Origin of the sequence: Fictibacillus aquaticus (genome assembly GCF_002245695.1) — a bacterium.
Classification (GTDB): Bacteria; Bacillota; Bacilli; order Bacillales; family Fictibacillaceae; genus Fictibacillus; species Fictibacillus aquaticus.
Genome location: NZ_NOII01000002.1, coordinates 57,118 through 83,439 on the forward strand (window position 1 = coordinate 57,118; position 26,322 = coordinate 83,439).

Sequence of the window (26,322 nt, forward strand, 5' to 3'; positions counted from 1 at the left end):
AAAATTCTTTGCAGGGACGAGCAATTATTCATCGAATTTTATTTATGGGTGATAATATGGAGCTAACGTGTCGGTTAGAGGAAATCTTGCGTGTCCGCGGGCTTAAGAAAGGTTTTGTTGCAGCAAAAGCAAATATTGGTGTTTCAACGATGAGCCTTCTTGTACAAGGAAAACAATTGCCATCACTACCTGTTGCTTTTAAAATAGCTGAAGTACTTGAATTAAGGATTGAGGATATATGGATAAAGAAGAATTAGCTGATTGTGATTACTGCCTGCGCACTGGTCGAAGGAAGAATCTGGCGCGTTTGATTGTTGGGTATGATGTGCACATGGGGCGAAACGTTGAAAGGTTTTATTGCCCGCAATGCCTGCGGATCGTGGAGGCTGAGATTAAGGAGCTTCCGTGGGTGCAGGAGTATGGGTATACGGTGGATTATCCTTTTAAAAAGTAAAAAACGAGGCCAAGTGGTCTCGTTTTTTTATGTAGTCGTATGCTGCTGTTCTTGTAATGTTCTGCTCTTTTTTACGTCCTTAGGCTCTAAACGATGCAGAATCTCGGTTACGGCTATTAATGTACAGCCGAAGAACAATGATGTAATCATGCAGAAAAAGGCATAAATCAATCTTAAAGGGTGTGGATCATTGTTCTCATAACCGGCAGTAAGACCTGGGGTTACTACTTCTAGAGAAGTACCGATATAGAGTCCTGCTAGTATCCCAGATGCAATAATAATGATACCGACTTTTTGAAATAAATTCACCATCCATTTAAGCCTCCTATTATTTTTTACTACTCTTTATTATTGGAGGAACAATATAAGGTGTACCGAATTTTTTTCCAGTGATAAAAGATATTGTTAAAGATGCTTCTGCTAATAATGGGTATGAAATTTGATTTATATTCTCTTTAAAGTGAAGTTTAAGTTCGTCTTCTGATCCATTATAATTGGTTTCAATTGTAAGATCTGCACGCATTTTTAACTCAATTATTTTTAGGTCATCAATATAAATTTTTTCAACTGTCTCTAATACAATTTCGGATTTTGTTAACGAGATTATTTCAACATTGTTTTCACGACTAATAGTACCACCAGTAATGTCATCATCATTAGAATTAACCATTAATGAATGGAGATTGATATCATTGACTTTTACATTCAAGTCTATAGAATTTCCTTCGTTCATTTTTTCATTCATATGCTATTGCCTCCCGAAATGGGGTTGATTTTTTTTATATGATTGTTGAATGAATGGTTCCCAATCATCATAACTATCAATTCTTACAGGGATATCCATTCCTTTGTGATGCGAGCTATCAACTATTACATGAATTGAATTGTTGACGTTATTAGAGATCATCTTTTGGACCTCATTAAGAAGGTTTTTCTGACTGAATCTTTGTGAAATCACACTCAATAAGTATTGATTTAAGCTTATACCTTCTTCACGAGAAGTTTCTGCTAATTCCCTGTGCAGAGACTTTGGAAGTCTTAAAGTAAACTTCCCACTGTATTCTTCTACAGTATGCTTAGGCACAGGAATTTCAATGCCTCTTTTGATCGCAGTCATTAGCCAAATTGTTTTGGCGTCCTTAAGATTGTTTATTGCTTCTTCAGGACTCTCCCCATCTGCTATGCACCCATTCAAATCAGGATGGCTAGCTAGCCATCCGCCACCATCTTCTTCAGATAATGGATTAATTTCGATCTTATACTCTAACTCTTGATAATAACTTAGTTCTTTAGCCAAGGTTATTCCTCCTCGGAATTTAACTTTTCAATTAACGCAATGATTTTCTTTGCGTACACAGTTTTAATACGATTATTATGAACAGGAACTGGGATCATTTCATCATCGTCATCACTATAGACGATGAAATGGCTACCGCCTGAAGGGTTGTCAACAGTTATTCCATAATGTTCAATGACTGTGACAAATAAATCCCACTTTACATCTTTGGGATTATTCATTATTTTTTCAAACCGTTTTCGTATTCTTGACATTTACCCCTCTCCCATATTCTATTCATTTGCACCGCATTTGATACCAGAAATCATCTTGCACCATATACAATACCACTAATTTCTCCAATATTAAACATTTTCCTTTTTTTTCTTAAAAATAGTGTGATTTTTTTTGGAGAACGCAAATAAGCCCTGACTCCAATATTGGAATCAGGGCCTTCGCTTAATATCCTTTCGATTTCAAAACAGCCTGCAATCTCTTCCTCGTGTTCGGGCCATACACACCGTCTACCTCATATGGAAGGTAGACCATCTGGAACCGTTTCACAGCATCTACTGTCTTAGGGCCATAGCTGCCGTCGTTCACGCCTGACTTGAAATACACCGCATCAAGTGCTCGCTGTAGCTGTTTGACCGCCTCACCTTTTGCTCCTGACTTTAGAACACCAGCTGGCAACGGGTACTTGTATGTTTCCTGCGGTTTCTTTGGAGTTCCTGGCACAGGTGTATGCGCGTTCTTAGCTTTACCGAGCTTGATAACTTGTCCAACTTTTAGTTTTCTTGGATCAACGTCAGGGTTAGCCGCGATCAGATCCTCGGTCGTAATGCCGGCTGGACCATCTTGGCCTGCGATGGAGAAGAATGTATCTCCTTCTTGAATGACATACTCCCCAGGCAGAGGTGCCGGCTGAACAACTTTTACTGGCGGGTTAAAGTAAAAAGCCGCCCTGTAGTCGAACACACAGCACGGTTTCCAGGAGTAGCCTGGCATCTCATTATGCGCTTTGTCTTCCTTCCCGATTCCGTCACGGATGAATGCTGCATGCAGCTCCGAGATCGTGAGCAGTGTGGCTTCTGCCAGTTTCTCTGATCGGTAGTCCCCAGCCACGCAGATGCCGACCGCCTGCTTGTTGCTGTTGCCGACGTGATACGATTTCACACCCGGATCATGCGCCCACACGATGCGAGCTCTCATGCGTCCGTCAGGTCCTTTAATCAGGTTCTTCGGCTCGACGACAAAATGATACCCGATTCCTGGCCAACCGTTTCCGGTGACGTGAAACCGGGCGAAAGCTTCCGCTGTGGATCCGGCGAGATCCGAATTTGTGAGAGAGTGGTGCCAGACACGGGTCGTTTTAGCGTTGACCCCAACATTTACGTAGCTCCCATTACTCGGCAGCTTGCCTCGCATATCGACCAGCTGCGGTAGTTTTTCAAATGAGTACCCCATTTACAGCACCTCATCTTTCTTTTCTTCTAATTTTGGTTCGATCGGAATGACGTCTTTATGCTGCGGCTGCAGCTGTGTAAAGCGCTCTTTAAACTGATCAGGAAACTGCAAGCCTAGTTTAGAAGCATTTTCGATGAGCGATGTAAACTCAATCCCGATTAAGTAAAACACGATCATGTTGCGAAACACATTGTTTCCGGTCATGTAATCCGCTTGCGTGGCAGCGATGACCATGCAGATCATCACGAGCTTTTTCTTGATTCCTTCATAGGCTCTTTTGCTGGAGACCTCGCTTTTTTTGTAGCCGATGATCCAGCCCGTCACAAAATCAATCACCATTAAAATTGCCAGACAGGAAATCGCCTTGTCCAACCCCCCCACTAAATAAGAAATGGTCAACCCGCTGCCCCCCACAATACTTGCCCAGAGTGTGTCTGTTTTCATTTTTTTTTCTCCTCTCTTTTTGTATATAAAAAAAAGAGCCAGTTATGGCCCTTATTTCAGTGTTAATAGTTCATTTTCCACTTTGTAAAGATGAATGTTCAACAGCACATCCAAGCTCACCGCGAATTCATATTCATATTCGCGGTCTGGAATGACGTTCTCGCTGCCACCGAAGGTTTCAATGATGTGTCCTGTTCCGTCTGTGTTCACGTAAATTATCACGGTTATCCCTCCAGCCATTTCCGTATCACATGTCCGTATGCTTTTTTCGTTGGGTCTGATGACTTTATACGGACGTAAAAGGTGCGGCGCTCTCCAGTCGGTACGCCAAGATCAATGGTGAGTATCCGAGTATTGTAAATTTCCGGCGCGTTTATATTTGTTTCCGTTGTCGTGGCCACAGCTAAGGTTGTGTTATCGGACCCTCCTGATTCGACCGTTAGATAAGCTGTGTTGCCTCCCTCTGAAGCAACACGCACCTGCAGCTTTAAATATCGTGCTTTATGCTCGTATGAGTAATACTGGCAGTCAGCACTTGTCGTTAGCATGGTTCCCCACCATTGACCGTATCCCAGCCGATAAATATCCACAGAACCTGACGTGAACGCCGGCTCTGCCCCCTGAATATCCAGGTCATAGTTGAGAGTGCCATCGATGATTGCTTTGTATCCATCTTTCCTTTCAACAGTCAACGTGCCTTTCTTTGCATACAACCCGTCACTGTTCAACCTCACCCACTTGTTCGGATCAGCTGCATCAATCGCGATTAGATAATTGCCATCCCAATAAAAAAGATCATCTTCACCGATGATCTGAATGTTGTTTGTTTTTATTTGTCCCGCTGTGAGGAGGTTGGTCACAATTCCGTCTGGAGTAATGGCATTGTCATATGTTTCTCCGCCATTCGTAGTAATTCCGATACCACCTGATCGGAAGATCGTAAAGCGAGAAGCATCATTCGGGTCTCGGGCAATGATTCCCATGCCGACAGGATACTCCAGCTCAGTCATTGAATTGTTTAGCGCCTCGGTCGCCTTCTTTACCGCTTCTGTATACACATTATTCCGGATCTTCCCGCTGTTTTCATCCCAAATTTTATCCAAGATTGCCTTTGCTCGGTCAAACTGCACATCTGCAAAAGACTTTTTTAAATTAGAAAGTGTAACTTTTGGTGACTGAGTGGTTTCTGGATAATCCTCGATTTCAAGAACCCGCAGGTCTAAGTCGATATTTAAAGGCTCATAGATCGTCGGCACCGTGTCGCCAAGCCCTGGACTCGCTACAGCAAATCCCCCTTTTAGTAACTCTACGAACTCAAGTGTGATGGAAACTTCCGGCTTATCTTTCAAGTACTTCTTCAACTCTGCCAGCAGCTTTGTTTGTGAAGTGATGGAATCCGAATACACAGGCGGTGCATGCCGCAGCTTCGTGTTTCCATTCTCGTCTTTATATTTGGACGCTTCAGGAGAAGTGTATTCGGCCACGCACGTATACAGCTCATCGCCTTCTAACGCCCGGTATAAATCCACCGTTTTTACGTTTCCGGCAGTATCGTGCGCTACCCAGCCTTTCGCCGTGTTCTTCCCTGTGGAAGGGGTGTGCTTCGGATCATCGCCTTTAAAAGTCGCTGTGACTACGTGAGTCTTTGATTCAAGCCCTCGAAACACCTCTGCTCCCTTAGTGCCGGATGTTGCAGACCACGTACTTACCTTCGCCTTTTTATCCCCTGTCGCAAACTCCCACACACCGCCATCATCGCTGCCGTAAAAACGGAATTTAAACCCCGTTCCTGTAAAGCTGAACGTGAAGGTGGCACCTACTTGCTTGGTGTAATGGTAAGGATCATCAACATCCAGCCAAGTGCCTGTACGAGAATCATAGTTCATGGATACTCCGGACAATTTATCCGTGACCCCTTCCACTTCTTTTCCGTACCCTTTGATGTAAGTTGAAAGGTTGTTTGTGTTTACCGACCTGGAGAGTGTTTTTATGTTGTGACCAAATCGAAACTGATAATCAGGGCTTCCGCCAATCTTGCTGCGGATAACCACTTCATTCCCGTTAAGATCGAATTCCGCTTGGTACAACTCTAGTATTTTCTGAAAGAGCGAAAGTGCCGTATCGTTGCCGAAATTCTCGAGGTCAGCCGTACCGAATGAATCGATGACTGAAAAGGTGTAACCAGTATTATTCAGAGCGATGGAAAGAGCTTGGTTGATGGAATACTCACCTTTGTCCAATGTGGCGTACTGAAAGTCTTCAACGATATCGAAAAAGACATGGGATGCCTGAACAGATTTCACAGGAGTCTTGCCTGCAAGTCTTTCTTCCATCGCCTTAATCCGGTATTTTACGCCGTCTTGTTCCACAATGGATTCTTCGACTACCAAAGGAAAAGCGTGTTTGTTGCGCTCTGTTTCGTACAACAAAAAAGAGAGCGAACGATCACCGTTCACTCTCCTTTTGCGGGTTAAACCTTTGTAGTCGGTTAACAGCTCCGTGCTGCCGGTTATGGAGGTTATTTGCATGAGTCACCTCGGTTTTTTTGTTGATTGGTTGTTGAACAATAGTCTCTATTTGTACAACTGCGGAAAATTACATAATATTTTTACTCACTTCCGGTAAATAGGTAGTAAGTCGTTTGGATTTTATGCGCCAAATATATCCTGCGGGAACTATAACGTTCTGCATACTTGCAAAATATAATTTGCCACGAGTTGGATTATGTTCAATCCAGGTAAAAGGGTTTCCAATACCGACTTCACCTTTTCTCATAGATTTTGAGAAATATTCTATTGTCACAGCTATGGCTAAATCTTTTCTTTCATCTGAATCTACATCATTCACAATTGCAAACGATTTCGTATTTGACTCTGACCAGTATTCTTTACTGTTATCCGTTTTAACTGTGTATACTTTGTCAGTACTGCTCACTACTTTTTTGCCAAACGTTGTCCAATACGGAATCATAACACCGTAACCATATTTCACTTCTGTATTTCGCAAAAACTCTATTTTGGTATCGTGAACACATACACCTTCTTTAATGGTGTGATACTGTGTGATTTCCACTAACGCATTAACCATATCGGATGTGTGATATCCTCTTACTTTTTGTATCAACTGAATTACTTCAACATTGCGAAAGAAAGAATTACTTAGCCATTCAACGACTTTACCGTCCGCCATTAAAATTGGCTCCATCACTTTAAATGCGGTGCCTGTGGCATTGTGTTCGGGAACAAATTGGTGTAAAGCCGCGCTTCCTTCTGGTTTTAGCTCTATGGCAAATTCTTTATTTGACGCACTATATTCAACGTCATGCAACTTATTTACAGTGAAGCTCTCATTATATTCGTAAAAAGTTCGCAAAGTATCTTGTGGTCGTGTGTTGCCGAAGTAAACCCAACCTCTTGCAGGAGCCACGGATGGAGGATTTAAAGGATCTGCGCCTTTAAATATACCTTTAATGGTATGCGTTGTTTCTTGGAGATTATCAAATAAAGTTTTCTGTTTTACAATCGCTGTTGCTGCCCAAACACTTATAGTTTTTCTTTGTTCTGACGGTTTTCCCTCATCAAGTACAAATTCCCAAATGCCCCCTCGATTTTCCTCCCACGAAGTAAAATCAATCCTCTTGCCAGTAAATGTACCCGAAATTGTCGCACCGATTTCCGCAGTCCAATAATGGGGAGCAGATGTAGTAGTAAAAGCTCCAGTACTAGATAAATAGTTGAACGCATTCGTTTGTGCATCTAGTTTCGTAACGGCTCCATAGTAAGTGCCGTAATCAATAATAAAATCGTCATTAGCATCTTTTATAAATGTTCTTGTAGAAGCGTGGGTTTCGCTATGTTTGGTATGAACTCGAAATTGTCTTTGTGTTCCATATACTACTTCAAGGGTCATATTTTTTTTCAAGCTGCTAAGTTTTTTTAATGTTTCTACAAAATCAATTTGGTTTTGAAATGTCAAATTCTCCGCCAACTGTGCATCAACACCATTTAATCTGGCATTCAAATTCACAGCTGTTCCGCGTGCTTGCACAACTTCTGGATTGTTAGACCCCGCTTGGGCGATTACTTGATCAAATTGTGTTTGAACCGTTTCTGCTTTGGATTTTGCGTTATTGGCAGTTGTTACTGCACTGTCAGCTTTGCTGTCAGAAGCTGTAGCCGTCGTCTTCGCCTCCGCAGCATCCGCCAAAAATTTATCGATATCCCTCTCCATATCATCGACGTTGGCGTTGTAGTCGTTGCGGAACACGCGGTTAAAGAGCGTGCCTAGTTTTCGGTATCGTCCCATGGGATCGCCCTCCTATACATAATAAAACCGGAAGTCGAACGTTATGGTGAAGGTGCCTGTGGCGCCTGTTACCGTAAAGTCGTTTGGTCCCGGTTGTAGTGTGATTAGTTTTCTGTTGGTGTCACCGAACACAGATGCGCCGTTCTTGAGCGAGCGTACGCCGTCGAGGGTCAGGGTCTGACCGGCTGTTGTCGTTCCGGTGTAGCTCCATGTTTCGCCGGTGGTGTTGTTCGTGATGGTGAGGTTGGTGGAGGCGCCCGTGAACGTAATCTTCAACGGCCGCCGCCGCGGGTTAATGGCCACATCGCCCGCGTTAAAAATGGTGAAGCCGGACGTGCTATGCGCGTAAACCGCATCCTCCTCCGTCAGCCCCTGCCCCATCCCCCACAGTTCCGAATCAAACGTGAACGGATCCAGCGTCGTGCCGGCCGATTCCGCGTAAGGGTTGTGGGCGATGAATTCGAGGGTGAAGATGCCGTGATTCTTCTTCTTCTCCGGCAGAAATGACTTGTTCAGCTTTACCTTCCAGCGTTTCCAGGGTTCCGAATAATGGATTAAATAATACGGTTCTTTGCTAGTGAGTAACCTGTATACCTCGCTCCGTTTTAACGAGTAGTCGTAATAATCTGCTGCGGCAAATTTACAGTAGGCGGTAAGAATCCGAGGACCATATGTCGTACCGAGATCCTCGCTTCCATCTTCGTTTTCGATGTTATCTGTTTCATTTTGCGGGTTAAGTGACTCATAGAAAAAGCGCAGGGTCTCGATGCCCTCCGCTTCTAGATCGTATGTGACGCCATTTTTTATTAGCAGAAGGCTCATCGTTTCAACCCCTTCACCCTGAGATCAGCGCCTAACTGATTGCTTTGAATTATATCCATTAATGGTGCGATGGCTTTGGCGATTTGATAGCTGTCCAGATGTACAGGGACTTCTATGACGCCTCCGCTTTCTAGACTTGAAGAACGCTGCTGTTTTGAATGGTTTTGTGTTAGCAGAAGGTTTAGTGCGATCAACAGCTGATCTAACCGTTTGTTCATGCCTGGGCTCTCTACTTCATTTCGGACTAACAGTTCTGAACGGGAACTAGATAGTGACTGAGCCGCAGCACCAATGACAAATGCATTTCGATTCATTTCAGCTTGGAAAGCTCCATGTGTTTCCTTTGCCATTTGAGTAGCCGTTTTAGCAGCAAGCACCGTTTTCTTTCTAATTCCAAGCGCAAAACCATCCGTGTAGTTATTCCCTTCCTCTTCGGTTTTCTTAGAGGGAGAGTTGGAGTTGATGGATTTTTTCAATGCGCTCAATGCTGATTTTCCAATCGCCCATGCTGCATTAAAAAGAGACCCGCTTTTTGAACCGGCCCAAAGGGAATTAATAAATCCAGAAACAAAACCTGATCCGGCTCCAGACGTGTCTACACTTTTTAAACCATTCATCCCGTAATTAGCAATGGTGCTTCCGCTTTTAAATGCTTCATCTTTTTTAGCTTCGAGATCACGAGCGAATTGAGCCCCTGCTTTATTGCCTCCGCCACCATCTGTAGTTTGTCCCAATGTTTTCTCAACTGTTAATCCCAAAGCTGCTGCCACAGCTTTGTTTACTGGTTCTGTTGAATTAAGCCCTTCACTATGCTTTTTACCTTTATCCTTACCGGCTTCCGCAGCTTCTGGACCACCTTTTTTCAATTCATCTTTCACGCCGTTTACAACCTTAGCTGCTTCAGCTTTGGCTTCTATTTCAGTCAGCCCCATGCCCTTGTAAAATTCCTCAAGTGCCTGCTGGGTCTTTTTCATTGCCTCTTCTTTGCTTTTACCCAAACCTTCTAAAAATTTCATCTGTGAAGCTGCCCAGCGCTTTTGGTATTCTGCTTCACTTTCATAAACCATTATTTTATTTTCATGGTCCATTTTTTGGTGCCGCTTAAACTGTTTCCCCGTTTCGATGTCTAATAACTTTCCATCCTTAGACATTTGGTTGAACAAAGCATCCATATTTGATCTATAGCTCTCGCTGTTTTTCGCAAGAGCCTCATTATAGTCTGCTGTGTTTTTAGCCATAAGAGCTTGCCGTGATTTTTCGTCAATATCCATCTTGGATATAATGTCCTTGCGATGCTCGTAATCTTTCTTTGCTGCCTTCTGTCCAGCCTCATATATCTCTTTCATGCGATTGTTATATTCTTTTGCTTGAGCATATGAGAGCTTGTTCGTTTGTGAAGCAACACTCGCTTGAATAGCCATTGCCTCTTTTTGATTCTTGGCAAAAGTAGAAGTCATCTGCGCAAAAGTATTGGCATATTCCGAGAAAGTTTTTTGATCCTCAGAAGACATTTTTGAAAGATCGCCTTTGTATTTCTCTCTGAGAGCTTTCATCCCGTCCAGAGATTTTTTCACAGTCGCTATTTCTTCATCTACCGACTTTAATGCTTGATCTTGAATATCCTTTTGCTGATCAACAAACTTCTCACCAGTATCTGCGAAAGTTTGTTCTAGAACAACAGCTATTTCTTTCTTGAAAGATTCGAGTTCAGTAATTACTTCTTCTGTCATTTTGCTATATGTTTCAATTACTTTTTTCGACATTTCTTCTGCAGCCTTACCTGTTGATTGGTTCAGCTCAAACAGCTGCTTCTCCGCTTTTTCACGTAGGGTCACGTACGATCCTGCAGCTTTCTGTGTTGATTCTGAAACACCTTCCCCGTAAAGAAGAGCAGTTTCTCTTGCTTCCTCCTGCTTCTTCCGCAGGTTTTCGTGTGCTTTTTCACTTCCATAGACTGCAAGTGTTAGTCCGGCAATTAACGCCGTTACTCCCACTACCGCCAGTCCAACCGGCCCTGTAAATGCCATGAATGCCCCAACTGCGCCTGTGAGTACGGCGATGCCTGTAACGACACCCGCCATTGCCAATGCCAGAGCCCCCGTTGACGCTATTGTGTCTTGAGTTCCTTCATCCAAGTCATTCCATTTTTCTATCAAACTTTTAGCAATATCAACGGCACCACGAATGGCTGGAGTGAGTGCTTCTGTAAACTTGATCTTGGCCGTTTCAATAGCTCCATTCATTTCTTCAACTGCACCAGCAAGGTTGTCTTTCATGACATCTGCTGTCTTCTTTGATGCACCGGTAGAATCTTCAAGAGACTCGGTTAGTTTCTCCAACTCTTCTGGTCCGGCTTCAACTAGATTGATAAAGCCAGTCATAGCTTCCGTGCCAAAAAGAGTTTGGAAGGCTGAGAGCTTCTGTTCTTGAGTTAAGTCCTTTGTTTCATCTTGCAGTTCAGCGATGACATCGACCAACGGCAGCATATTACCTTTAGAATCTTTTAATTGTATATTGTATTTCTCGAGTACTTTTTCCCCGGCTTTTGTTGGTGATACTAAGCGAGTGAGACCCATGCGCATGGATGTTCCGACTTGCTCTGCTGCCATGCCCCGGTCTCGTAATATCCCCGTTACAGCAGCGAGGTCTTCTACGGAGTAGCCTAACAGCTTGGCGATAGGTGCTGCATACTTAAACGAATAACCCATGTCCATGATTGAAGCATTTGAACGGTTAGCTGCCATGGCAAACACATCTGCAACATGGGTGGACTTATCCGCTTCAAGCCCGAATCCTTTAATGGCCGAGGCCATTATTTCAGAGACCATCGCCATGTCCTCACCAGATGCTTCAGCTGCAGATATAACGCCTGGCATAGCAGATATGATTTCATTCACTTTAAAACCTGAAGCTGCTAAGTTTTCTTGACCGACTGCGATCTCACTTGCGGATTTGCTTGTTGCAGCACCAAGTTCTAGCGCTTGATCCTTTAATTGCTTCATCTGATCTGCAGTGGCTTCTGATATGGCTCCAACGCGGCTAACCTGCCGGCCGAATTCCATTCCAACTTCTACTGCATTTTTCATGGCGAGCGTGCCTGCAGCAACACCTGCACCCAATGTGATGCCGACTGTGGCACCTAAACCGGCCATCCTTTCACCGACTGCGTTCATCTTGGAACCGAAGCGATCGACAGACGAGATTTGCTTTTCTGTCTCAGCGCGCATTCGATCCATTTTACCGGTGGTCTGGTTCAGCTCGTTCTGCATTTTGTTTAGTTCGGCGTTGGCGTAGTTGAGACTCTTCGTATACTTCTCTGCTTCCTTCGATTCGGCTCCCATGGTATCCACGGAATCTTTGTGTGCTTTCGTCAGCTGTTCTACTTTCTTTTTCTGCAGTTCGATCTGTTTGTTTAAAAAATCCGCTTTGGTCTGAGCTTGCTTCAGCTCGTCGCCCCAGTTTTCCACACTCGTTTTGTTCGCTGCAAACTCAGACTTTACGATCTGCATCTGCCGAGAAACCGCGCTCATCTCGTTCCTGAATTCAGTTGAGTTGGAATACAGTCTTACTTTGACTTCTTTTGCCACAACGTCACCTCCTATCCGATGACCTGGTCAATATACAACACGTCTTCATCCGCTTTCTTTACCTTGTCCGCTTTTCTTCTGGCAAGAAGCTGCAGGTGATAGACAATGTCCATCTCATCAATCTGATTTTGTGAGAAGCCGATGTCCATGAGCGCGTTGTACATGTCCATCACAGCTTCCTGCATCGTTAGTTTCCCTGGCCACCGTCTTCTTCTTTACCGTCGTTTAGCAGTTTGCTAGCCTGGGCGACGTTTCCGACCACAAAATGGACAACGCCATAAATCGTCTTCATCAAGTTTCTTGAATCCGTTCCATCCTCAAACTGTTCATGAGAGAATTTGTTTTCAAACACCCTGCAAACGAAATCAATATGCTTATCCAAATCAGGTTCCTCGCTGCCTTTCTCAAATTCAAGTGCGATTTCTGACGCCTGGCGAAACATCTTCCCAGGAATAAATGCCGGTGAGGTAAACTTCTTTTCTTCTCCATCAATAACCAATGTCAGTGTTAATGAATTCATGTCCATGCTCCTCTCAAAATTAAAAAAGAGAGGATTCGCTCCTCTCTTTCATGATCATCAATAATGATTAAACGGTTGGCGGTAACGCTTCGCCTTTGTATACGACTTGCTTAAACCAGTCTGCGCCTTGTGTGAATGTTGCGCTATCCTCGACCTGCCCTTTCCAACGGCCGTTATGCTTCAGTGGCATGAACTTCATTTTCAGCTTGGATGTTTGAACGTTCTTTTTGGCTTCATCCGTCTTGTGTTCCGTTGGCAGCAATTCTGGTTTTCCTTTTAACAACCAGTAGTAACGATATCCGCCTGTGGAGATTTTCGCGCGAAATCCGAGAGCGAGTTCAATAGCAACATCGTCAATGCTTGCGAACTGAACACCATTTTCTTCTGTATGGCCAAACAGTTTCTTTTGCAATTCTAATGGCAGATCTGTTGCTTCAAGCTCAACATCAATGTCACCCATGCTGTTAAGAACTTCATATGCGCCATTATCCGCATAATGCGTTTCGGAGTCTGTCTTAGGATCCACTTTTACGTTAACCGCTCCATCAAGCTTTTCCGGCGTCTCATAAGTGGCTGCAGCGATTGTATCGGCCGTCAGTTCTGCAATATGAAACATGTCCAACCCGTGAATTAATTTGCCCATTGATTAGGCACCTCCAGTGAATGTGTTTTTGCGATACCTCATCGGCTTGTGAAAGACCTGGGTATCTTTTTCATATAGATCAGTAGAATCGTAACGAGTGTATCCCGCTTCTTTCATGACTTGATCTAATGCTTTGGCTATCGGTGTTTGTTTGCTCTGAGTATCTATTTTGGTATAAATGCTCAATTGAAAGGCGACTTCTGCAGAGATCGTGTTATTGTCAGAGTACTCGTCATCTGCGTTCTGTATCTCTGTATAAACGACCCTTGGGAATGCCACGGCACTAGGCGCGATAATATTATGAAAGCCACCCGTTACTAGCTCAACGAGTGGCTCATTTGATTCCAGCGCCTGCAGCAGTTCAGCTTTGGCATCGAAACTCATTCCTTGATCGCCTCCATGTAAATCTCGGCCATCTTCTCTGTGGCGCGGTCGCCTGCCACATCTGCGCCTTTTTCAATAAAAGGGTAAGCCGGCATGTTGACTGTCCCATACTCCAGGAAATGCGCTCGCCAAGCAACCTTCTTGTTCGGCCCAATCGAAACAAATTTCTCCCCGTCTGAGCTCTCAGTGGGACCCGAAACGCGGATGTTATCTTGAATATGGTCTTGATCCTTGCCGCTTCGGTTAACGAGCTCACGCTGCGCCTCTGCTATGATTTCGCCGCCAGCTTTCAACGCGACCTTGTCCGTCTTCTCTACGTCCTTGCCCACTTCATCAAAAAACTTCTCCAACTCATCGAATCCTTCGAAATCCAACCTAGCCATTGACGTTCAACTCCTTGCACATAATTTCAATTTCCTTATGCTCCTCGTTCATGTCAATAGCCGATTCGATCTCAAAGAAACGGTCGCCTTGCTGGATGCGCATGTCCGTTTGAATGTCTTTCCGATACCGAATCCTGATGCGATAGGTGACCTCGCCAGATAAAGCGCCCGACGCAACCATTTCACGTCCTCTGATTCCTTCCATGCTGCCCCAGACGGTGAAAGCAGTGGTATAGGATGGGACGTTGTTTCCCTCAGTGTCACGAATTGGCGTACCTTTCTTCTGAAAGCTTAGGCGGTTGCGAAAGTCAGAAGCTTTGCTTTTCTTCCAAGTCCTTTGGCCGGAATAATAATTATAGTTGCCCATCTCCAGCACCTAAGAGAGAGTCAATATGCTCGAGCACAGTCTTGCGGTTCTTGCCTGCTGTTTCTAACTCTTTTAGTTCTGTTAATTCTTCAGCAGTGAATGTGTCAGTGATGGAATCCACCACATTGTCCACGTTCTGTTTTAGTAACTCTCCGAGTGTGGAAGTTACAATCGTTTGATTTGGAGGCAATTCTGTCTCAGCTGGCGCTAGATAGCCGCCTTGTTGAAGTTCCACCGCTCGTTCTTCGTCTGCCGTTTCGTAATACGATCCAACAGAATGGTATTCACCCGTATTCTTATCACGGAAATGATTTCGAACTGGATACTGTTTCAAAACAATCACCTCGTTTTATATGTCAACAGGGTCTGGTGGTGGAGGGTAGCAGTAAGACAACTGCAAGAAGATGCTGTTCAAGCTGAATTCCAGCATGTTCGCTTGACCTAATGGTTCTCGATTTTCATACCAGTGGGTAACCAACATCGTAACGGCAAGTATCTGCAGTTCATTTTCCTCGTCCACCGTCAATCCTGTTGCGTTTTTTACATATTCTTTTGCTGCTGCAATTAAAGAAGTGAGGAGCATATCGTCCTCACTTCCGTCAATTCGCAGAAATTGCTTTACGTGTTCCACCACGGGAATCACCTCTTATTTAAACAGTTGGCGTTACAGTCATCTCGCCATAGACATATGCTGCCTTGTCAGCATCAATTACGTCAAATTGCTCAATCACGCGCATCATTGTTTGATTCTTCTTAAATGCTGCATGTTCAGAAGAATCGATTTGAAGTGTATTTCGATCGACGAATGTAACACCGTCCTGTGTGCTGCCATAAATAATTGGTGCTTTGTCAACAACAGTTGGTAGCTCAGTGTTCGAGAATACCTCAATCGAATATCCTTTGAACATTTTCTTCGTTGCATCAGCTGGATTCGGTTGGAGAATTGGGCGCCCTTGCTCATCAACAGCTTCATCCAAATGGTCAAAACCATCTTGGTTCGTAATAATCACAATATCAACGAACGCAGGATCCAAATCAATGTTTAAAGATTTTTTTAATGCTTTCCAGTCAGCAAGGCTTTTCACAGTCTTTCCTGCCTTCAATTTCTCAAAAATCTTTTTGTTTTCCGTTCGAACCGCTTTACGGTTAAACCATTTTCCAAGGTAAGCAACTAATCCACCGTCTTCATTTTGCAGAAGTCGATTAGAAACCGGAAGCGTTCCCCCATAATCTTTTACGGTGTATGGCACATTCACAAACTTTGGTTCATTGGAGTCTGGAATATCATCACCATCTGTGAAATTGGTGAGTTCTGTCGCTGTTGAGGCATCCTCATATACAAACGAACCTGTCAAAGTTGTTGTTGGATAGTAACCAACCAACGGCTTAGCAGATTTGTATTGACGACGCAGCTCCTTAATTTGAGTCTGGATGTCTTGGGGAACAATCAAGTTCTCACCGTTTGCACCACCAGTCACAAGCGCGTTCTCCGCTTCTGTCAGCTGCTCACCGCGAAGGGCTTTAAAGAAGGTCTTTACTTCGTCCACGTTACCTTTGTTTTCAATCGTTACCGCCACAGCATCCTTCTCTGCTTCATAAAGCGCTGACTTCACATCGAATTCTTTCTGCAGGTTCTTCACTTCATCGGTAAGGTTCTTCGCTTCATCCAACTTGTTTGCTGCAAGCAGGTTGCGCGCTTCTGTCTTTTTGTTGTTGATCTTCTCTAACAATTCACGTAGTTCTTTGTTCACGATAATTCCTCCTTAGGGAAATAAAAATAGAGCTTAGATAAGATCTAGCTCCAGCAGTAACTGATTTTTTAGTTCTTCTTGATCTGGCATTGCTGGTTCGGCTGCCTGTGCTTTCGGCTGCTCCGGTTCTACTGCTTTTTCCTTGAATGCTTCCGGCGTGTTGCGGTAATTCTTGAAGCAATCACTCACACATGCTACCGCCTGATTCTCTGCGGCAACTTCTATATTGAAATACTTGGCTGCTTCGTTACCGTTCAGCCATGTTTCTTCGTTCACCATCTGCTTGATCTCTTCGATGTCCGCGCCTTCTGCCAGATTCTCTGCATATACGTTCAAGATTCCGCCTTCGATGGCATCCAGATCGTCCGCCACCTTGCGGAAATCGTTCGAGTTACCCCACATGCCGCTCCAAGGCTTATGAATCATCATGAAGGCATTGGATGGCATTATTACGCGGTCACCGGCCAGTGCAATAACTGATGCAATGGAACCTGCTAAACCGTCAACGTAAACCGTTTTGTGGGCTTGATTGCGCTTCAGCATGTTATAGATGGCCAATCCTGCAAACACCGATCCGCCGCCGCTGTTCACGTAGATGTTTAGGTTCTTCACACCCTCGATATCTTTCAGAAAAGAGCGAATGTCTTCTGGACAAGTGTCTGAGTTATCCCATTTGCCCCATTCAGAACTGACGATATCGCCATAAAAATATAAATCCGCTGAGGAAGAGGTTTGATTTTTGATCTCCATGAACTTATTTTTCATCCTTTTCACCCCCTTTCGCCCTCGCTTTGGTCATCTGGTACTCATCAGCTATATCAATGGAGATATGATTCAAGTCCACACGGTGTTTATCACCATGTTCGATCGAATCCTCCTCTTCAAGTGCTCGCACTTCATTTATGTTGTATACACCCGACGAAAGCATTTCTTTGTAGTACTGAGCACGACTCTGGCTGTCTCCACGCAATGCGCTTGTCAGGTTAAACTTCACATACAGCCGCTTCTGCTCGTTATCTGTGAAGAATTTGTAATTGAATTCTTCTTCCCATGCGACAAGTTCCGGTTGGATGGTGTTCTGGATGAATTCCATTGCCTGGTGCTCAATGTTCGAGAAGGTGCTGCGATCGAGCTCGTTCAGCATGTGCAATGGCACGTTAAAGATACGGGCGATCTCCGCAATATTGAACTTCTGCGAAGCAATGAACTCTGCGTCCTGAAGTGGCATCGAGATGTTCACCCATTTCATGCCTGCGTCAAGGATCGCTACCTTGTGCGCGTTGTCCAAGCCGCCTGCAGCTTCAGCCCAATGATCTCTTAAAACGGTCTTCGCATCTTTATTTAATGAGCCTGGCGTTTCAATAATCCCCCGAGTGGTCGTTCCGTTTTTATAGAATGATCCAAGGAACTTCTGTGCTGCCTTCATCGTGCCGGCTGTTTCTCGTGCGATTTCGATCGGCGACTTGCCGCCTGGTCCATAAGGTAGATAAATCACTTCCGAATGGTGGTACTTTTGCTGCGTGCCCTTTTCTGAAAACACGAACCACAAGTCTCCAGAAGAATCTTTCGCATGCTGCACTTTCGCGGGATCCAACAGCTTGAGCTCGGTGACGTTACCTGTACGGTCCGTGATCATGGCGATATAAGCCTTTCCCCACAAGTTGCGGTACACAGATGCGGTGTGCTTGAACACAAAAGGTGTCATATACGGATTCGGGCGCTTCTCCAACAGCTTAGCCGCCTGGTGTGCCGTCTCCCGCTCTCTTCCGCTCTTGGTTTTCTTGAAAACCTGCAGTGGAAGCTTGGCGATGGCATTTGCTTTGATGTTCACGCACGCATAAATGGCTCCTACGGTAAGTGATCCCTCGTTTGTTACCAGCTCGCCACTCATCGTCGGGCCCGGAAAAAGGCTGCCTAATGGCTGCTCCCATTCTTGCAAACTGTTAAACAGTCGACGAAATAACAATTATTCTCACCTCCTTCTGGCAAGTGCTCCTCCGGTTACGATTAAGCATGAGGCCAAAAGATAGTTTCCGATGATCGGACTCAGCGCATATGTGGTCAAAATCGCTACAATAATGCCTGCAAAAATAAAAAAATCCTCAAGGAACTCTCCTAGAAGATGCAAAAAACGTTTCATATTCATCACCTACAATGTAAATTCGTCGTTCAGGATGCGTTCATTCAAGTCAGCTTGGTTCATGTAGACCATGGCTCGGAAATGTGCGGTCAGCGCAGCTGCCACACCGTCAATACGTGCATAACGGTTCGCCTTCTCAGGCTTAATGTTTCCTGTGCTATCTTTGAGCGTTTTCGTGTTGCTCAAGTACCACTGGAACATCAAATCATAGTTGTAGTTTACTTTGCCTTGAATCAACAGCCGCTCGTAATCTTTCATCGACTGGTTCATGCTCTTAAATCCTTGCTGCACCTTCACCATTTCAAACCCCAGCCCTGCCATTTGCGTATACCATTGAGTGGCATTGTAAGGGTCATAGCAAATCTCTTGAATATGGTACGTTGCTGCGTGTTTCACGAACCATTGCGTGATAAAGTCATAGTCAATGACCTCACCATCTAGGACGGTCAGGAGACCCATGTCTCTCCACCGTTCATAATTGGCGCGATCTTCGTTGTTTAATAGCTTGGCTTCTGGAATAAAGCTGTGATGAATGACCTTGATGCTACCATCTTCTTGCGGAAACTCTAGATTGACAGACGTGATGTCCGTTGTGCTCGACAAATCTGCGCCTCCGATGCACATCTGCCCCTGCAGCTCGCTTTCGTCAAACGTCCCATTGTTCCGCTTGATGATGTCCCATTCCAACCATTTTTCTGCAGAATTAACAAAGATGTTGAAACGCTTTGTCTTGATCTCGTTGATTTCCTTCTTCATCTTCATACCGTGGATGGAAGTCCGCAGTTTTTCAATGCTTAAGGACTCGCCGAGGTTCGGATTCGCTTTGATCCAGCAGCTCTCTTCCTCCCAATCATCCTCTTTATCGATTTCAGCGATGTAAGGAAAGAAATCATCGTATTCAATCGTGTTGTTTAGCAGCTTATCAGCCGTCTCGTAAAGGTTCATTAACGGACCGTCCATCACAAAGCCCGCTGTCGTGATGTCAAAGATAATCGGTTGCTCACGCGCATCTATAGATGACTCGATAACGTTCATAAGCTTGCTGTCTTTGTATTCGTGTATTTCATCAAAGATGGCTCCGTGTGTGTTCAGACCGTCCAGCTTCTTGGAATCACTCGCCAGAGGTTCCAGTTCCGCGTTCATCCGGTCAAAGTAGATCTTGTCCCTAATGATTCGGGTCCGCTTCCGCAGTGCCGGCGACTGCCGTACCATCCGTTTTGATTCCTCAAAGACCAGTTTCGCTTGATCTCGTTTGTTGGCCAGCGTATACACCCGCGCACCATACTCCTTATCCTTCATTAGTAGATAGAGAGCAATGGCACTGGCGAGCGTACTCTTTCCGTTTTTACGAGCAATCATGACCAGGATGGTTCGGAATCGTCTGTAGCCCGTCTCTTTATGGACCCAACCGAAAATGCAGCAGATGATAAACTTCTGCCAGAGTGCGAGAATCAGTGGCAAGCCGGCAAATTTACCAATGGAATGCTTACAGAACCGTTCGATAAACATGATCGGCCGGTTTGCTTTTTCAATGCTGTATTCGTAAGGGTAATCAGGGTCCTTTGATTTCTCTAAATCGTTTAGATGCCGTTGACAGAGAAGCTTCACTTTCTTGCTGGCAACAATTTCACCGCTCAGGATCTTCTCTGCATACTCAGCAGCATAATCAGCTGTGTCGATCGTTTTAGAAGTCATCGAAACCATCGTCCGGTCCCTTACCCATCTGTTCCTGCAGTTTCTTACGGCTGGCTCCAGTCAGCCCGAGTTCGCTCAGTCCTTTCATCATTACTGCAGCGTATTTTGGCAGTTCTGATATGGCAGGATGCTTGGTCGGATTGGTCGCGCCCGCCTTGTTGGTATATTCGACGATAAAACCATCCTCTGATGCGAGCTTATCCAGCTGTGTGTACACCTGGTAGGAGTGAGCGATTAGCTCGACGACAAAAGGATCGTTCACCTCAGCCTTGTTCTCCTTCTCCAACACGGCCCAAACACGGAACCATTCCTTCTTTCCGATCTTGTCGAGCTTCACCGGCGGCTTGTATTTTTTCTTCAGTTCCTTCTCGTTAAGCACGTTCGTTCACCTCACTTAAAAAAACGCATAAAAAAAGAGCCTCTTTTGTTCAAAAAGGACCCTTTTTTCGGGATTTCCCCCCTTAGGAAAATTGATCGCGGTGTGCACGAAGGGGGGCACCGGTCTCCAAAACTTTAGCGCAGTAAAGCGAATAGGGGGGATGCTCCTCTAATGGCTGCCGCCCTTCTCGGTGTGCCGCTTGTTGTGGCAGCTGTTGCAGAGACTGGTTAGGTTAGTGATGTCTAGCCTTCTGCTCCAGTCTTCCTTCACTTCAACCTCATGGTGAACCATCTCAGCAGGTGTGAGACGCTTCTTCTTCATGCAGTCCTGGCACAGGTAGTTGTCACGGTTCAAGGCAGAGGCACGCAGCTTTCTCCATGGCATGCTCTTGTAGAAGCGTGTGGTCACACTGTCTCGCTGGTATAGATCGTATTGCTTCGCTGCATCTTGCTTGTGCTGATCGCAGAAGCGTTCTCTTGTGAGTGAGATGCAGCCTGGCTGTGAGCATGGCTTCTTGGACTTAACGACCATGCTGCTTGTCGCCCTTCCTCATCCAGTACCCACACCGGCAGCAGTTGTTCAGTCCGTTAGTGAAGATGTGGTCTGTATGCGTGACGCATTTATAGCGTGGCTTAGACAACCATTTAAGCATCCTCATTTACTTTCTCCTTCAATGCATTTAGAAAGCAGGCCAAACAATAATGTGAGTGTGGTCTCTTGATGATGATCTCGCTGCACTCAATGCAGAACCGCTTCATTCAGATCATCTCCTTAAGAATAAATAGGCGAAAGAGTCATATACTTTCAAGGAACCTCGAAGGAGGTGATTAAGTGACCTTCATTGATCAAATATTAATTGCGCTGATCGTGGAGATTATATTGAAAATATTAAGTCATTTAGGTCTTTAATCTAGCTGACTTCAAGGAGTGTGGTGCCTTTGGGCACAACACATAAAAGTAAAATATGCTAAAAAATATCCTTTTTACATATATAAAAACGGCAGCCGAGTTGGCCGCCGTTTTTTCTATACTATCAATTTACCATGCCCTCAAATTCATTTCGTCCGTAAATCGTTCGCAAATCCTCCGCGAAAAGTTCGCAAATAGTTCGCGTTTTTGATTTCAAACGGAAGAGTTTTAAGTGAATAAGCACCGAATATTTATTAGCATGAGTTCACTACAAACTATAGGGAAGCCAACTCATTACCTAACTACTTCTCTTACAGCCATCTGAATTCTTGCCTTGTTCACCAAATGAGTTTGAACGTTTCTTTTTGTAGCGAACTGAAAAATATAATAAAAAAAGAAAGCTAGATTTTGAACTTCTTCTGCAGCTTGTTGAGGTCGTCTTGTCTTATGCCGATATAGCGCAATGTAATCTTTTGATCGGAGTGATTTAACATCTCCTGGAGAGCTACCACGTCTCCATGCTGCTTGTAAAAATGATAGCCGTAAGTCTTTCGAAGAGAATGGCAGCCGATTCTTTCTTGTCCGAATTCTTCTCCAATGTCTCTTAAGATGTAATAAGCCATACTTACCGATATCGCTTTATTCTTCCCTTGCCTGCTTTTGAAAAGAAACTCGTTTTTATGCTTGTCTTTGCAGTAGGCGCGGATTTCTTTCTTGAGCTCGCTTGGCATCCACACCTCTTTTATTTTTTTCGTTTTTCCTTCTCTTAAGTGAATGCTCCACCCTTCTACATCTCGTACCCGAAGTTTCAGAATGTCTTTAATACGCAACCCGGTGTTGATGCCCAGAAGGAAAAGAATGTAGTTACGCTCATTCGTTTCCTTCAAATAGGCTTTAATTTCTTTTATTACCTCTGCATCCCTAATCGGTTGGACGATATTCACGCGCTCCTCACCTCATTCCTTTTCATATAGACTTCGATTTTCAACGAGAAGGCGAGCCGCAACATCGCTTTAAATGTGAGTTCGTAGTATTTGGTCTTGCTGATACCGAGCTCCAGCCAGATGTCTGGATCATACCCTTTGATGTCCTGCATGTATTTATGGAAGATGATGTATCGTTCGTCGTGTTTAAGTGAGTTGACGGCCTGGTGAATCTGTTCCATGTATTGATTTCGAGCCATTTCGTAGTCGGCACGCTCAATCGCGGCATCTTCTGTTTTGCTGGAGAACGTGTTCGTGTTGGTTGGAGGGATAATTGAATATGATGTCGTGATGGTCGGCATTGAGGTGACTGGCAGTGTGACGAGATAGTCCCGGTACGTTTCAAGCGCTTGCTCCACAGCTTTTCTAGTGGCTTTCGTGTTCACTTTTGGCATATTAAAATTCATCTGACTCATATTCAACTGCCTCCTTTTTATTTTTGTTTCATGGCGCCGCCGCGGCCACGGGTGTAAGTAGGTCGGTTCATTCCCATCAGTTCTTTCAGATCGCGCTCGGTCAGTTCGTTTTCAACCTTTTTCTTTGCCGGCTGATGCTTATGCTTCCAGTTCTTTAGCTGCTGTTTGAAATTATTCATGAGAGTACCTCCCACGAATGTCGAATGGTTTCCGAATCATATGATTGCCCCCTGAGTACCATACAGAAAACAAAAGAGGACACCCAAGACAACGCAGCAGCCACTGCATGTCGTAATGGGTGTCCTCCGGTTTTCGGTCGGACTAAATTTTAAATTTCTCATTCGTTTCCACACGATCGATTTTTCCGTCGTGTGTAATGAAACTTGTTTCCCCGAACTTCGGCAGCTCGAGGGCCGTCACTTTACCATTCGAAACGATGTACACCTTGCCTGACTCTGCTGCATTAATTTCAGCTGTCATTGTCGAAACATTTACTGGAATCACTGCCGTTTTCAAAGCCCCACGCCCCCTGTTTCCTGTATAATTAAAGGTGACCACCTTCAGTCCGGGAAACAGCACCTGGGCTGTTTTTTTATTTGGTGTTGTTGCTAATTGACTATTACTATAAGATAGCAATATGAATTGTTGAAGGAGGATTCTATTATGCTTTCCACTGTAAAAGTGTACTTACTTGAACATGATGGTGATGATCCGGATTATTTTGATGGCTTATTTAGAATTGATTCATTAGAATACTTTGATGAAAAAGGTAAAAAAATTGATTTTGATGATGCTAAATGGTCCGGTTTTTTTAATTTTGATTACCAAACAGCAGAAGATTTAAAGAATGATATTGCGGCTTGTTTAGAAATTAACCCTCACAATATTGAAATTGAATAGTAGATGTTAGAGATCTCTTTTGGGGTCTCTTTTTTTCGCAGTACTATTTAAGTCAATAATGCTTCTTCCAAAACCTCATACTCTTCCGCCCACATGAAGTGTAGTCCACAGCTGCTTTTTGTCTTATGGTTGCAATTATCTATGACCGATTGATAGGAAATGTGGCATTTTCGGCCAGCATCCCTTGCTGATCGGTACTCATCAATCACTTCATTCGTTATGGAGTTTAGCTGCACGACTGGTTTACTTTTTGCTCTGGATCCGGTTTTTTCTCCAAGTTTCTTTGAAGTGATGTATTCCAGATTGCCATGAAAGTTGTCCGTCTTTATGAAATTCTTATGATGGAGGACTTCTCCAGGTTTAGGCTTTCCAACGAAATGATGTGCGACCAGGTTGGCAACCTTATAAGCTGCATACTTCCCTCTAAACTTCACTTTGATATGAAGATTGCCAGTCCGCTTGTGAATAAAAGGCAGCAATAAACCTTCGTGATTTTGATAAATCCGTTTGAAGCGTCCATAGTTTGAAATGAGGAACTTGCCGTCCGATCCCTCGATGGGTTTCCACGTTTCGTTAAAGAACTTCTCTTTTTCGTACCATGCTTTCCTTTGCCGCAGCGTTACTTTTTGATCGGTAATGTAGCAATTAATACTAGTCACTTTGCGCTTTATTGATTTATTCGTCCTCAACACCGTTTGCGATTTTCCAGTCAGTTCTTCCAAATAGTCATAAGTGGTTTCAGTAAGGGTGTTGATTCTTGGATCATATAGATACAGAGTCATCTTAAAACCCCTTCACACTTTTTTCACTGTGCGGATTCGCGGGTAATCATCTTCCCACCGCCGTCTCCATTCCCGCAGTGCCTGCTGATCATTATTCCTTTTAATCAGGTGAATCAATTTAAGAAGAGGCATTTTCGTGTAGTCCTGCATCAGTAATTACTCTCCTGCCTCTGATGGTTGACCAAGTTCTTTTCCAGATACGCCTGCTCGATCTGTTTTGTGGTAAAACCGAGCATGTCACCTAGACCCAGATAACAACTAAACAGATCATCATAATAAGATTCCAGCTCGTGATACCGTTCCTCGTCATCCTCCCGATCGTCGTAGATCTCCTGCATCTCCCCGACAAGGTAAAACAGATGGTTGAACTGCTTCGTGATGGAAGGATGCATGCTTTTGATGTTCGGTAGCAAGTGCTGGTATCCTAATTCAATGCCGACATCCAGAACGCAGTGTAAGCCATCGACGTATTCTTCTAGGAGTGGGTTTTTAAATTGCCCATCACCGATATTAAATGGTGGCGGATGATAAACGCTTGTCCTTGGCTCCTGATCCTTACTCCAAAACTTAAACCCTCGCCATTCGTTCGCGCACTCTCCAATTTCCACGTTGAGAGCGAGGAACGACTTTTCGGCTCGGTCTTCACCTTGGTAGTTGATGCGCTCGCGGAAAGTGTTTTGTATCTCGATTAACATCTTTGTGTTCATGGTTATTCCTCCATGGGTTTAAAATGGCAAATCATCATCCGAGATATCTAATGGCTGCCCGCCTGCGAATGGATCTTGTCCGTAGCTTGGCGGCAGTTCTTGGTGCTGGTAGTTGTTTTGCGGCGCCTGCTGCTGACTACCGTTTTTCTTCGGCTCCAGGAACTGCACGCTCTCGCCCATAACTTCAGTGACGTAAACGCGCTGTCCTTGGTTGTTGTCGTAGCTGCGTGTTTGCATGCGGCCATCCACTCCGGCTAAAGATCCTTTGCTCAAGAAGTTGGCGACGTTTTCCGCTGGCTTTCTCCATACAACGCAGTTGATGAAATCAGCTTCTCGTTCTCCTTGTTGATTGCTGAAAGGCCGGTTCACTGCAAGAGTAAAGTTTGCCACTGCTACTCCATTTGGTGTGTATTTGAGTTCAGGATCCTTTGTCAGACGCCCGACTAAAACGACTCGATTAAGCATTAATAAATCACATCTCCTTCACGCTGCAGGTTTACCCAGCGCATTTCGTCTTCAAGTTCTGTTAGTGTGAGCTCGAACAGCTGCCGGCCGTGCTGGTCTTTGAAGATGCCGCACTTGATGAGCTCGCTGATCAGTTGCTTACGGTATAAATCAAGTGCGGTACGCAGTCTGTTAGGCGCTGCCGCGATCATTGTTTTATCTCCTGATCTGCCAGCCAGTTGTAAATGGCTCGGGACAACTGCTCTTTAGTTGCTGACGGAAACTGCTGCTTTAACGACTGTAATGTGACGTTTCCGGCTGCCTTATCTATGGCCAGTGCTATCTGCTGTTGCATGTTTACATTCCTCCTGTACGAGGTAAATCTGGTATGCATGATCATTTCTTCGTTTTTCTGAGCATCGAGTAGCTGTTTGAGCTTTTCTGAGGTGTCTTGGAATGTGATGGCTCTCCGGTCTTTAACCAGATACTCTATCGCTGTGATGAGCAAAGGCTGCTTGTCCTTCACAGCTGCAGCGTATACTTCTTTCACCGTCATCATGCGGT

General features: G+C 44.5%; 39 protein-coding genes. 3 read left to right on the forward strand and 36 right to left on the reverse strand.

Annotated features, from left to right (window positions below):
- Positions 1-56 precede the first annotated feature (56 nt).
- Positions 57-257: a helix-turn-helix transcriptional regulator gene (locus CGZ90_RS08120; RefSeq protein ID WP_240515390.1), complete on the forward strand. Its 201-nt coding sequence runs from the start codon at positions 57-59 to the stop codon at positions 255-257.
- Positions 239-454 (forward strand): hypothetical protein, encoded by a 216-nt coding sequence (locus CGZ90_RS08125; RefSeq protein WP_094251891.1) that lies wholly within the window; start codon positions 239-241, stop codon positions 452-454. Before CGZ90_RS08120 ends, CGZ90_RS08125 begins: the two co-directional genes overlap by 19 nt.
- A gap of 27 nt (positions 455-481) precedes the next feature.
- On the opposite strand, the gene CGZ90_RS08130 is transcribed toward CGZ90_RS08125, so the two are convergent.
- The 30 genes from CGZ90_RS08130 to CGZ90_RS08255 form a co-directional block, all read right to left on the reverse strand.
- The gene (locus CGZ90_RS08130) at positions 482-766 is read right to left on the reverse strand and encodes a hypothetical protein (protein WP_094251892.1); all 285 of its coding nucleotides are present in this window, start codon (positions 764-766) and stop codon (positions 482-484) included.
- A 16-nt stretch (positions 767-782) separates the two neighbouring features.
- Positions 783-1,199 carry a hypothetical protein gene (locus CGZ90_RS08135; protein WP_094251893.1) on the reverse strand — a complete coding sequence of 139 codons (417 nt, stop codon included), beginning with the start codon at positions 1,197-1,199 and terminating at the stop codon, positions 783-785.
- A gap of 3 nt (positions 1,200-1,202) precedes the next feature.
- Positions 1,203-1,751, reverse strand: coding sequence for a type II toxin-antitoxin system HicB family antitoxin (locus CGZ90_RS08140; RefSeq protein ID WP_205727384.1), 549 nt, complete (start codon positions 1,749-1,751; stop codon positions 1,203-1,205).
- A 2-nt stretch (positions 1,752-1,753) separates the two neighbouring features.
- Positions 1,754-2,005 (reverse strand): type II toxin-antitoxin system HicA family toxin, encoded by a 252-nt coding sequence (locus CGZ90_RS08145; RefSeq protein ID WP_094251895.1) that lies wholly within the window; start codon positions 2,003-2,005, stop codon positions 1,754-1,756.
- A gap of 184 nt (positions 2,006-2,189) precedes the next feature.
- Positions 2,190-3,197: a peptidoglycan-binding protein gene (locus CGZ90_RS08150; RefSeq protein ID WP_094251896.1), complete on the reverse strand. Its 1,008-nt coding sequence runs from the start codon at positions 3,195-3,197 to the stop codon at positions 2,190-2,192.
- A complete protein-coding gene (locus CGZ90_RS08155) occupies positions 3,198-3,641 on the reverse strand; it encodes a phage holin family protein (protein WP_094251897.1) in 444 nt (147 codons plus the stop codon).
- Positions 3,642-3,692: 51 nt separating this feature from the next.
- On the reverse strand, positions 3,693-3,863 hold the full coding sequence (locus tag CGZ90_RS20685) for a hypothetical protein (RefSeq protein WP_165766809.1): 171 nt from the start codon (positions 3,861-3,863) through the stop codon (positions 3,693-3,695).
- 2 nt (positions 3,864-3,865) lie between these two features.
- Positions 3,866-6,169: a phage tail protein gene (locus CGZ90_RS08160; RefSeq protein ID WP_094251898.1), complete on the reverse strand. Its 2,304-nt coding sequence runs from the start codon at positions 6,167-6,169 to the stop codon at positions 3,866-3,868.
- A 67-nt stretch (positions 6,170-6,236) separates the two neighbouring features.
- Positions 6,237-7,946: a hypothetical protein gene (locus CGZ90_RS08165; RefSeq protein WP_094251899.1), complete on the reverse strand. Its 1,710-nt coding sequence runs from the start codon at positions 7,944-7,946 to the stop codon at positions 6,237-6,239.
- 12 nt (positions 7,947-7,958) lie between these two features.
- On the reverse strand, positions 7,959-8,768 hold the full coding sequence (locus tag CGZ90_RS08170; RefSeq protein ID WP_094251900.1) for a phage tail family protein: 810 nt from the start codon (positions 8,766-8,768) through the stop codon (positions 7,959-7,961).
- Positions 8,765-12,355 carry a phage tail tape measure protein gene (locus tag CGZ90_RS08175; protein ID WP_094251901.1) on the reverse strand — a complete coding sequence of 1,197 codons (3,591 nt, stop codon included), beginning with the start codon at positions 12,353-12,355 and terminating at the stop codon, positions 8,765-8,767. Before CGZ90_RS08175 ends, CGZ90_RS08170 begins: the two co-directional genes overlap by 4 nt.
- A gap of 11 nt (positions 12,356-12,366) precedes the next feature.
- A complete protein-coding gene (locus CGZ90_RS20690) occupies positions 12,367-12,540 on the reverse strand; it encodes a hypothetical protein (RefSeq protein ID WP_165766804.1) in 174 nt (57 codons plus the stop codon).
- A gap of 2 nt (positions 12,541-12,542) precedes the next feature.
- Positions 12,543-12,875, reverse strand: a complete 333-nt coding sequence (gpG, locus tag CGZ90_RS08180; protein WP_094251902.1) for a phage tail assembly chaperone G — start codon at positions 12,873-12,875, stop codon at positions 12,543-12,545.
- A gap of 67 nt (positions 12,876-12,942) precedes the next feature.
- Positions 12,943-13,518 carry a major tail protein gene (locus CGZ90_RS08185; protein ID WP_094251903.1) on the reverse strand — a complete coding sequence of 192 codons (576 nt, stop codon included), beginning with the start codon at positions 13,516-13,518 and terminating at the stop codon, positions 12,943-12,945.
- Between the two features lie 3 nt (positions 13,519-13,521).
- Positions 13,522-13,902, reverse strand: a complete 381-nt coding sequence (gene gp17, locus CGZ90_RS08190) for a tail completion protein gp17 (protein WP_094251904.1) — start codon at positions 13,900-13,902, stop codon at positions 13,522-13,524.
- The gene (locus CGZ90_RS08195; protein ID WP_094251905.1) at positions 13,899-14,285 is read right to left on the reverse strand and encodes an HK97-gp10 family putative phage morphogenesis protein; all 387 of its coding nucleotides are present in this window, start codon (positions 14,283-14,285) and stop codon (positions 13,899-13,901) included. The genes gp17 and CGZ90_RS08195 overlap by 4 nt, the downstream gene beginning before the upstream one ends.
- Complete coding sequence (locus CGZ90_RS08200; RefSeq protein WP_094251906.1) at positions 14,278-14,652, reverse strand: phage head closure protein; 375 nt, start codon at positions 14,650-14,652, stop codon at positions 14,278-14,280. Before CGZ90_RS08200 ends, CGZ90_RS08195 begins: the two co-directional genes overlap by 8 nt.
- Positions 14,639-14,986 carry a hypothetical protein gene (locus CGZ90_RS08205; protein WP_094251907.1) on the reverse strand — a complete coding sequence of 116 codons (348 nt, stop codon included), beginning with the start codon at positions 14,984-14,986 and terminating at the stop codon, positions 14,639-14,641. Before CGZ90_RS08205 ends, CGZ90_RS08200 begins: the two co-directional genes overlap by 14 nt.
- Before the next feature lie 15 nt (positions 14,987-15,001).
- Positions 15,002-15,286: a head-tail connector protein gene (locus tag CGZ90_RS08210; protein ID WP_338032228.1), complete on the reverse strand. Its 285-nt coding sequence runs from the start codon at positions 15,284-15,286 to the stop codon at positions 15,002-15,004.
- Between the two features lie 16 nt (positions 15,287-15,302).
- Positions 15,303-16,403, reverse strand: coding sequence for a phage major capsid protein (locus CGZ90_RS08215; protein ID WP_165766811.1), 1,101 nt, complete (start codon positions 16,401-16,403; stop codon positions 15,303-15,305).
- Positions 16,404-16,436: 33 nt separating this feature from the next.
- Positions 16,437-17,168, reverse strand: a complete 732-nt coding sequence (locus CGZ90_RS08220; RefSeq protein WP_094251910.1) for a head maturation protease, ClpP-related — start codon at positions 17,166-17,168, stop codon at positions 16,437-16,439.
- Positions 17,158-18,369 carry a phage portal protein gene (locus tag CGZ90_RS08225; RefSeq protein ID WP_240515391.1) on the reverse strand — a complete coding sequence of 404 codons (1,212 nt, stop codon included), beginning with the start codon at positions 18,367-18,369 and terminating at the stop codon, positions 17,158-17,160. Before CGZ90_RS08225 ends, CGZ90_RS08220 begins: the two co-directional genes overlap by 11 nt.
- 6 nt (positions 18,370-18,375) lie before the next feature.
- The gene (locus tag CGZ90_RS20695; RefSeq protein WP_165766812.1) at positions 18,376-18,543 is read right to left on the reverse strand and encodes a hypothetical protein; all 168 of its coding nucleotides are present in this window, start codon (positions 18,541-18,543) and stop codon (positions 18,376-18,378) included.
- 9 nt (positions 18,544-18,552) lie between these two features.
- On the reverse strand, positions 18,553-20,247 hold the full coding sequence (locus tag CGZ90_RS08230; RefSeq protein WP_094251911.1) for a terminase large subunit: 1,695 nt from the start codon (positions 20,245-20,247) through the stop codon (positions 18,553-18,555).
- Complete coding sequence (locus CGZ90_RS08235) at positions 20,228-20,617, reverse strand: phage terminase small subunit P27 family (RefSeq protein ID WP_094251912.1); 390 nt, start codon at positions 20,615-20,617, stop codon at positions 20,228-20,230. Before CGZ90_RS08235 ends, CGZ90_RS08230 begins: the two co-directional genes overlap by 20 nt.
- Positions 20,618-20,785: 168 nt before the next feature.
- Entirely contained in the window at positions 20,786-21,148 is a 363-nt protein-coding gene (locus tag CGZ90_RS08240) for an HNH endonuclease (RefSeq protein ID WP_094251913.1), read from the reverse strand.
- A gap of 779 nt (positions 21,149-21,927) precedes the next feature.
- Entirely contained in the window at positions 21,928-22,470 is a 543-nt protein-coding gene (locus tag CGZ90_RS08245; RefSeq protein ID WP_094251914.1) for a site-specific integrase, read from the reverse strand.
- Complete coding sequence (locus tag CGZ90_RS08250; RefSeq protein ID WP_240515392.1) at positions 22,467-22,925, reverse strand: ArpU family phage packaging/lysis transcriptional regulator; 459 nt, start codon at positions 22,923-22,925, stop codon at positions 22,467-22,469. The genes CGZ90_RS08245 and CGZ90_RS08250 overlap by 4 nt, the downstream gene beginning before the upstream one ends.
- Before the next feature lie 17 nt (positions 22,926-22,942).
- Positions 22,943-23,104, reverse strand: coding sequence for a hypothetical protein (locus tag CGZ90_RS20700; protein ID WP_165766813.1), 162 nt, complete (start codon positions 23,102-23,104; stop codon positions 22,943-22,945).
- Between the two features lie 142 nt (positions 23,105-23,246).
- Positions 23,247-23,441, reverse strand: coding sequence for an XtrA/YqaO family protein (locus tag CGZ90_RS08255; RefSeq protein WP_094251915.1), 195 nt, complete (start codon positions 23,439-23,441; stop codon positions 23,247-23,249).
- A gap of 147 nt (positions 23,442-23,588) precedes the next feature.
- On the opposite strand from CGZ90_RS08255, the gene CGZ90_RS08260 reads away from it, so the two are divergent.
- The gene (locus CGZ90_RS08260; RefSeq protein ID WP_094251916.1) at positions 23,589-23,825 is read left to right on the forward strand and encodes a hypothetical protein; all 237 of its coding nucleotides are present in this window, start codon (positions 23,589-23,591) and stop codon (positions 23,823-23,825) included.
- Between the two features lie 47 nt (positions 23,826-23,872).
- Here the strand turns inward: CGZ90_RS08260 and CGZ90_RS08265 are convergent, their stop codons facing one another.
- From CGZ90_RS08265 to CGZ90_RS08285, 6 genes are read right to left on the reverse strand one after another with little or no spacing between them, the layout of a single operon-like run.
- Entirely contained in the window at positions 23,873-24,607 is a 735-nt protein-coding gene (locus tag CGZ90_RS08265) for an NUMOD4 domain-containing protein (RefSeq protein ID WP_094251917.1), read from the reverse strand.
- A 12-nt stretch (positions 24,608-24,619) separates the two neighbouring features.
- Positions 24,620-24,757, reverse strand: a complete 138-nt coding sequence (locus CGZ90_RS20705; protein WP_165766814.1) for a hypothetical protein — start codon at positions 24,755-24,757, stop codon at positions 24,620-24,622.
- On the reverse strand, positions 24,757-25,314 hold the full coding sequence (locus CGZ90_RS08270) for a dUTP diphosphatase (RefSeq protein ID WP_094251918.1): 558 nt from the start codon (positions 25,312-25,314) through the stop codon (positions 24,757-24,759). The genes CGZ90_RS20705 and CGZ90_RS08270 overlap by 1 nt, the downstream gene beginning before the upstream one ends.
- Before the next feature lie 18 nt (positions 25,315-25,332).
- Complete coding sequence (ssb, locus tag CGZ90_RS08275; protein WP_094251919.1) at positions 25,333-25,779, reverse strand: single-stranded DNA-binding protein; 447 nt, start codon at positions 25,777-25,779, stop codon at positions 25,333-25,335.
- Complete coding sequence (locus tag CGZ90_RS08280) at positions 25,779-25,970, reverse strand: Fur-regulated basic protein FbpA (protein WP_094251920.1); 192 nt, start codon at positions 25,968-25,970, stop codon at positions 25,779-25,781. The genes ssb and CGZ90_RS08280 overlap by 1 nt, the downstream gene beginning before the upstream one ends.
- Positions 25,967-26,317: a hypothetical protein gene (locus tag CGZ90_RS08285; RefSeq protein WP_094251921.1), complete on the reverse strand. Its 351-nt coding sequence runs from the start codon at positions 26,315-26,317 to the stop codon at positions 25,967-25,969. Before CGZ90_RS08285 ends, CGZ90_RS08280 begins: the two co-directional genes overlap by 4 nt.
- Positions 26,318-26,322 lie beyond the last annotated feature (5 nt).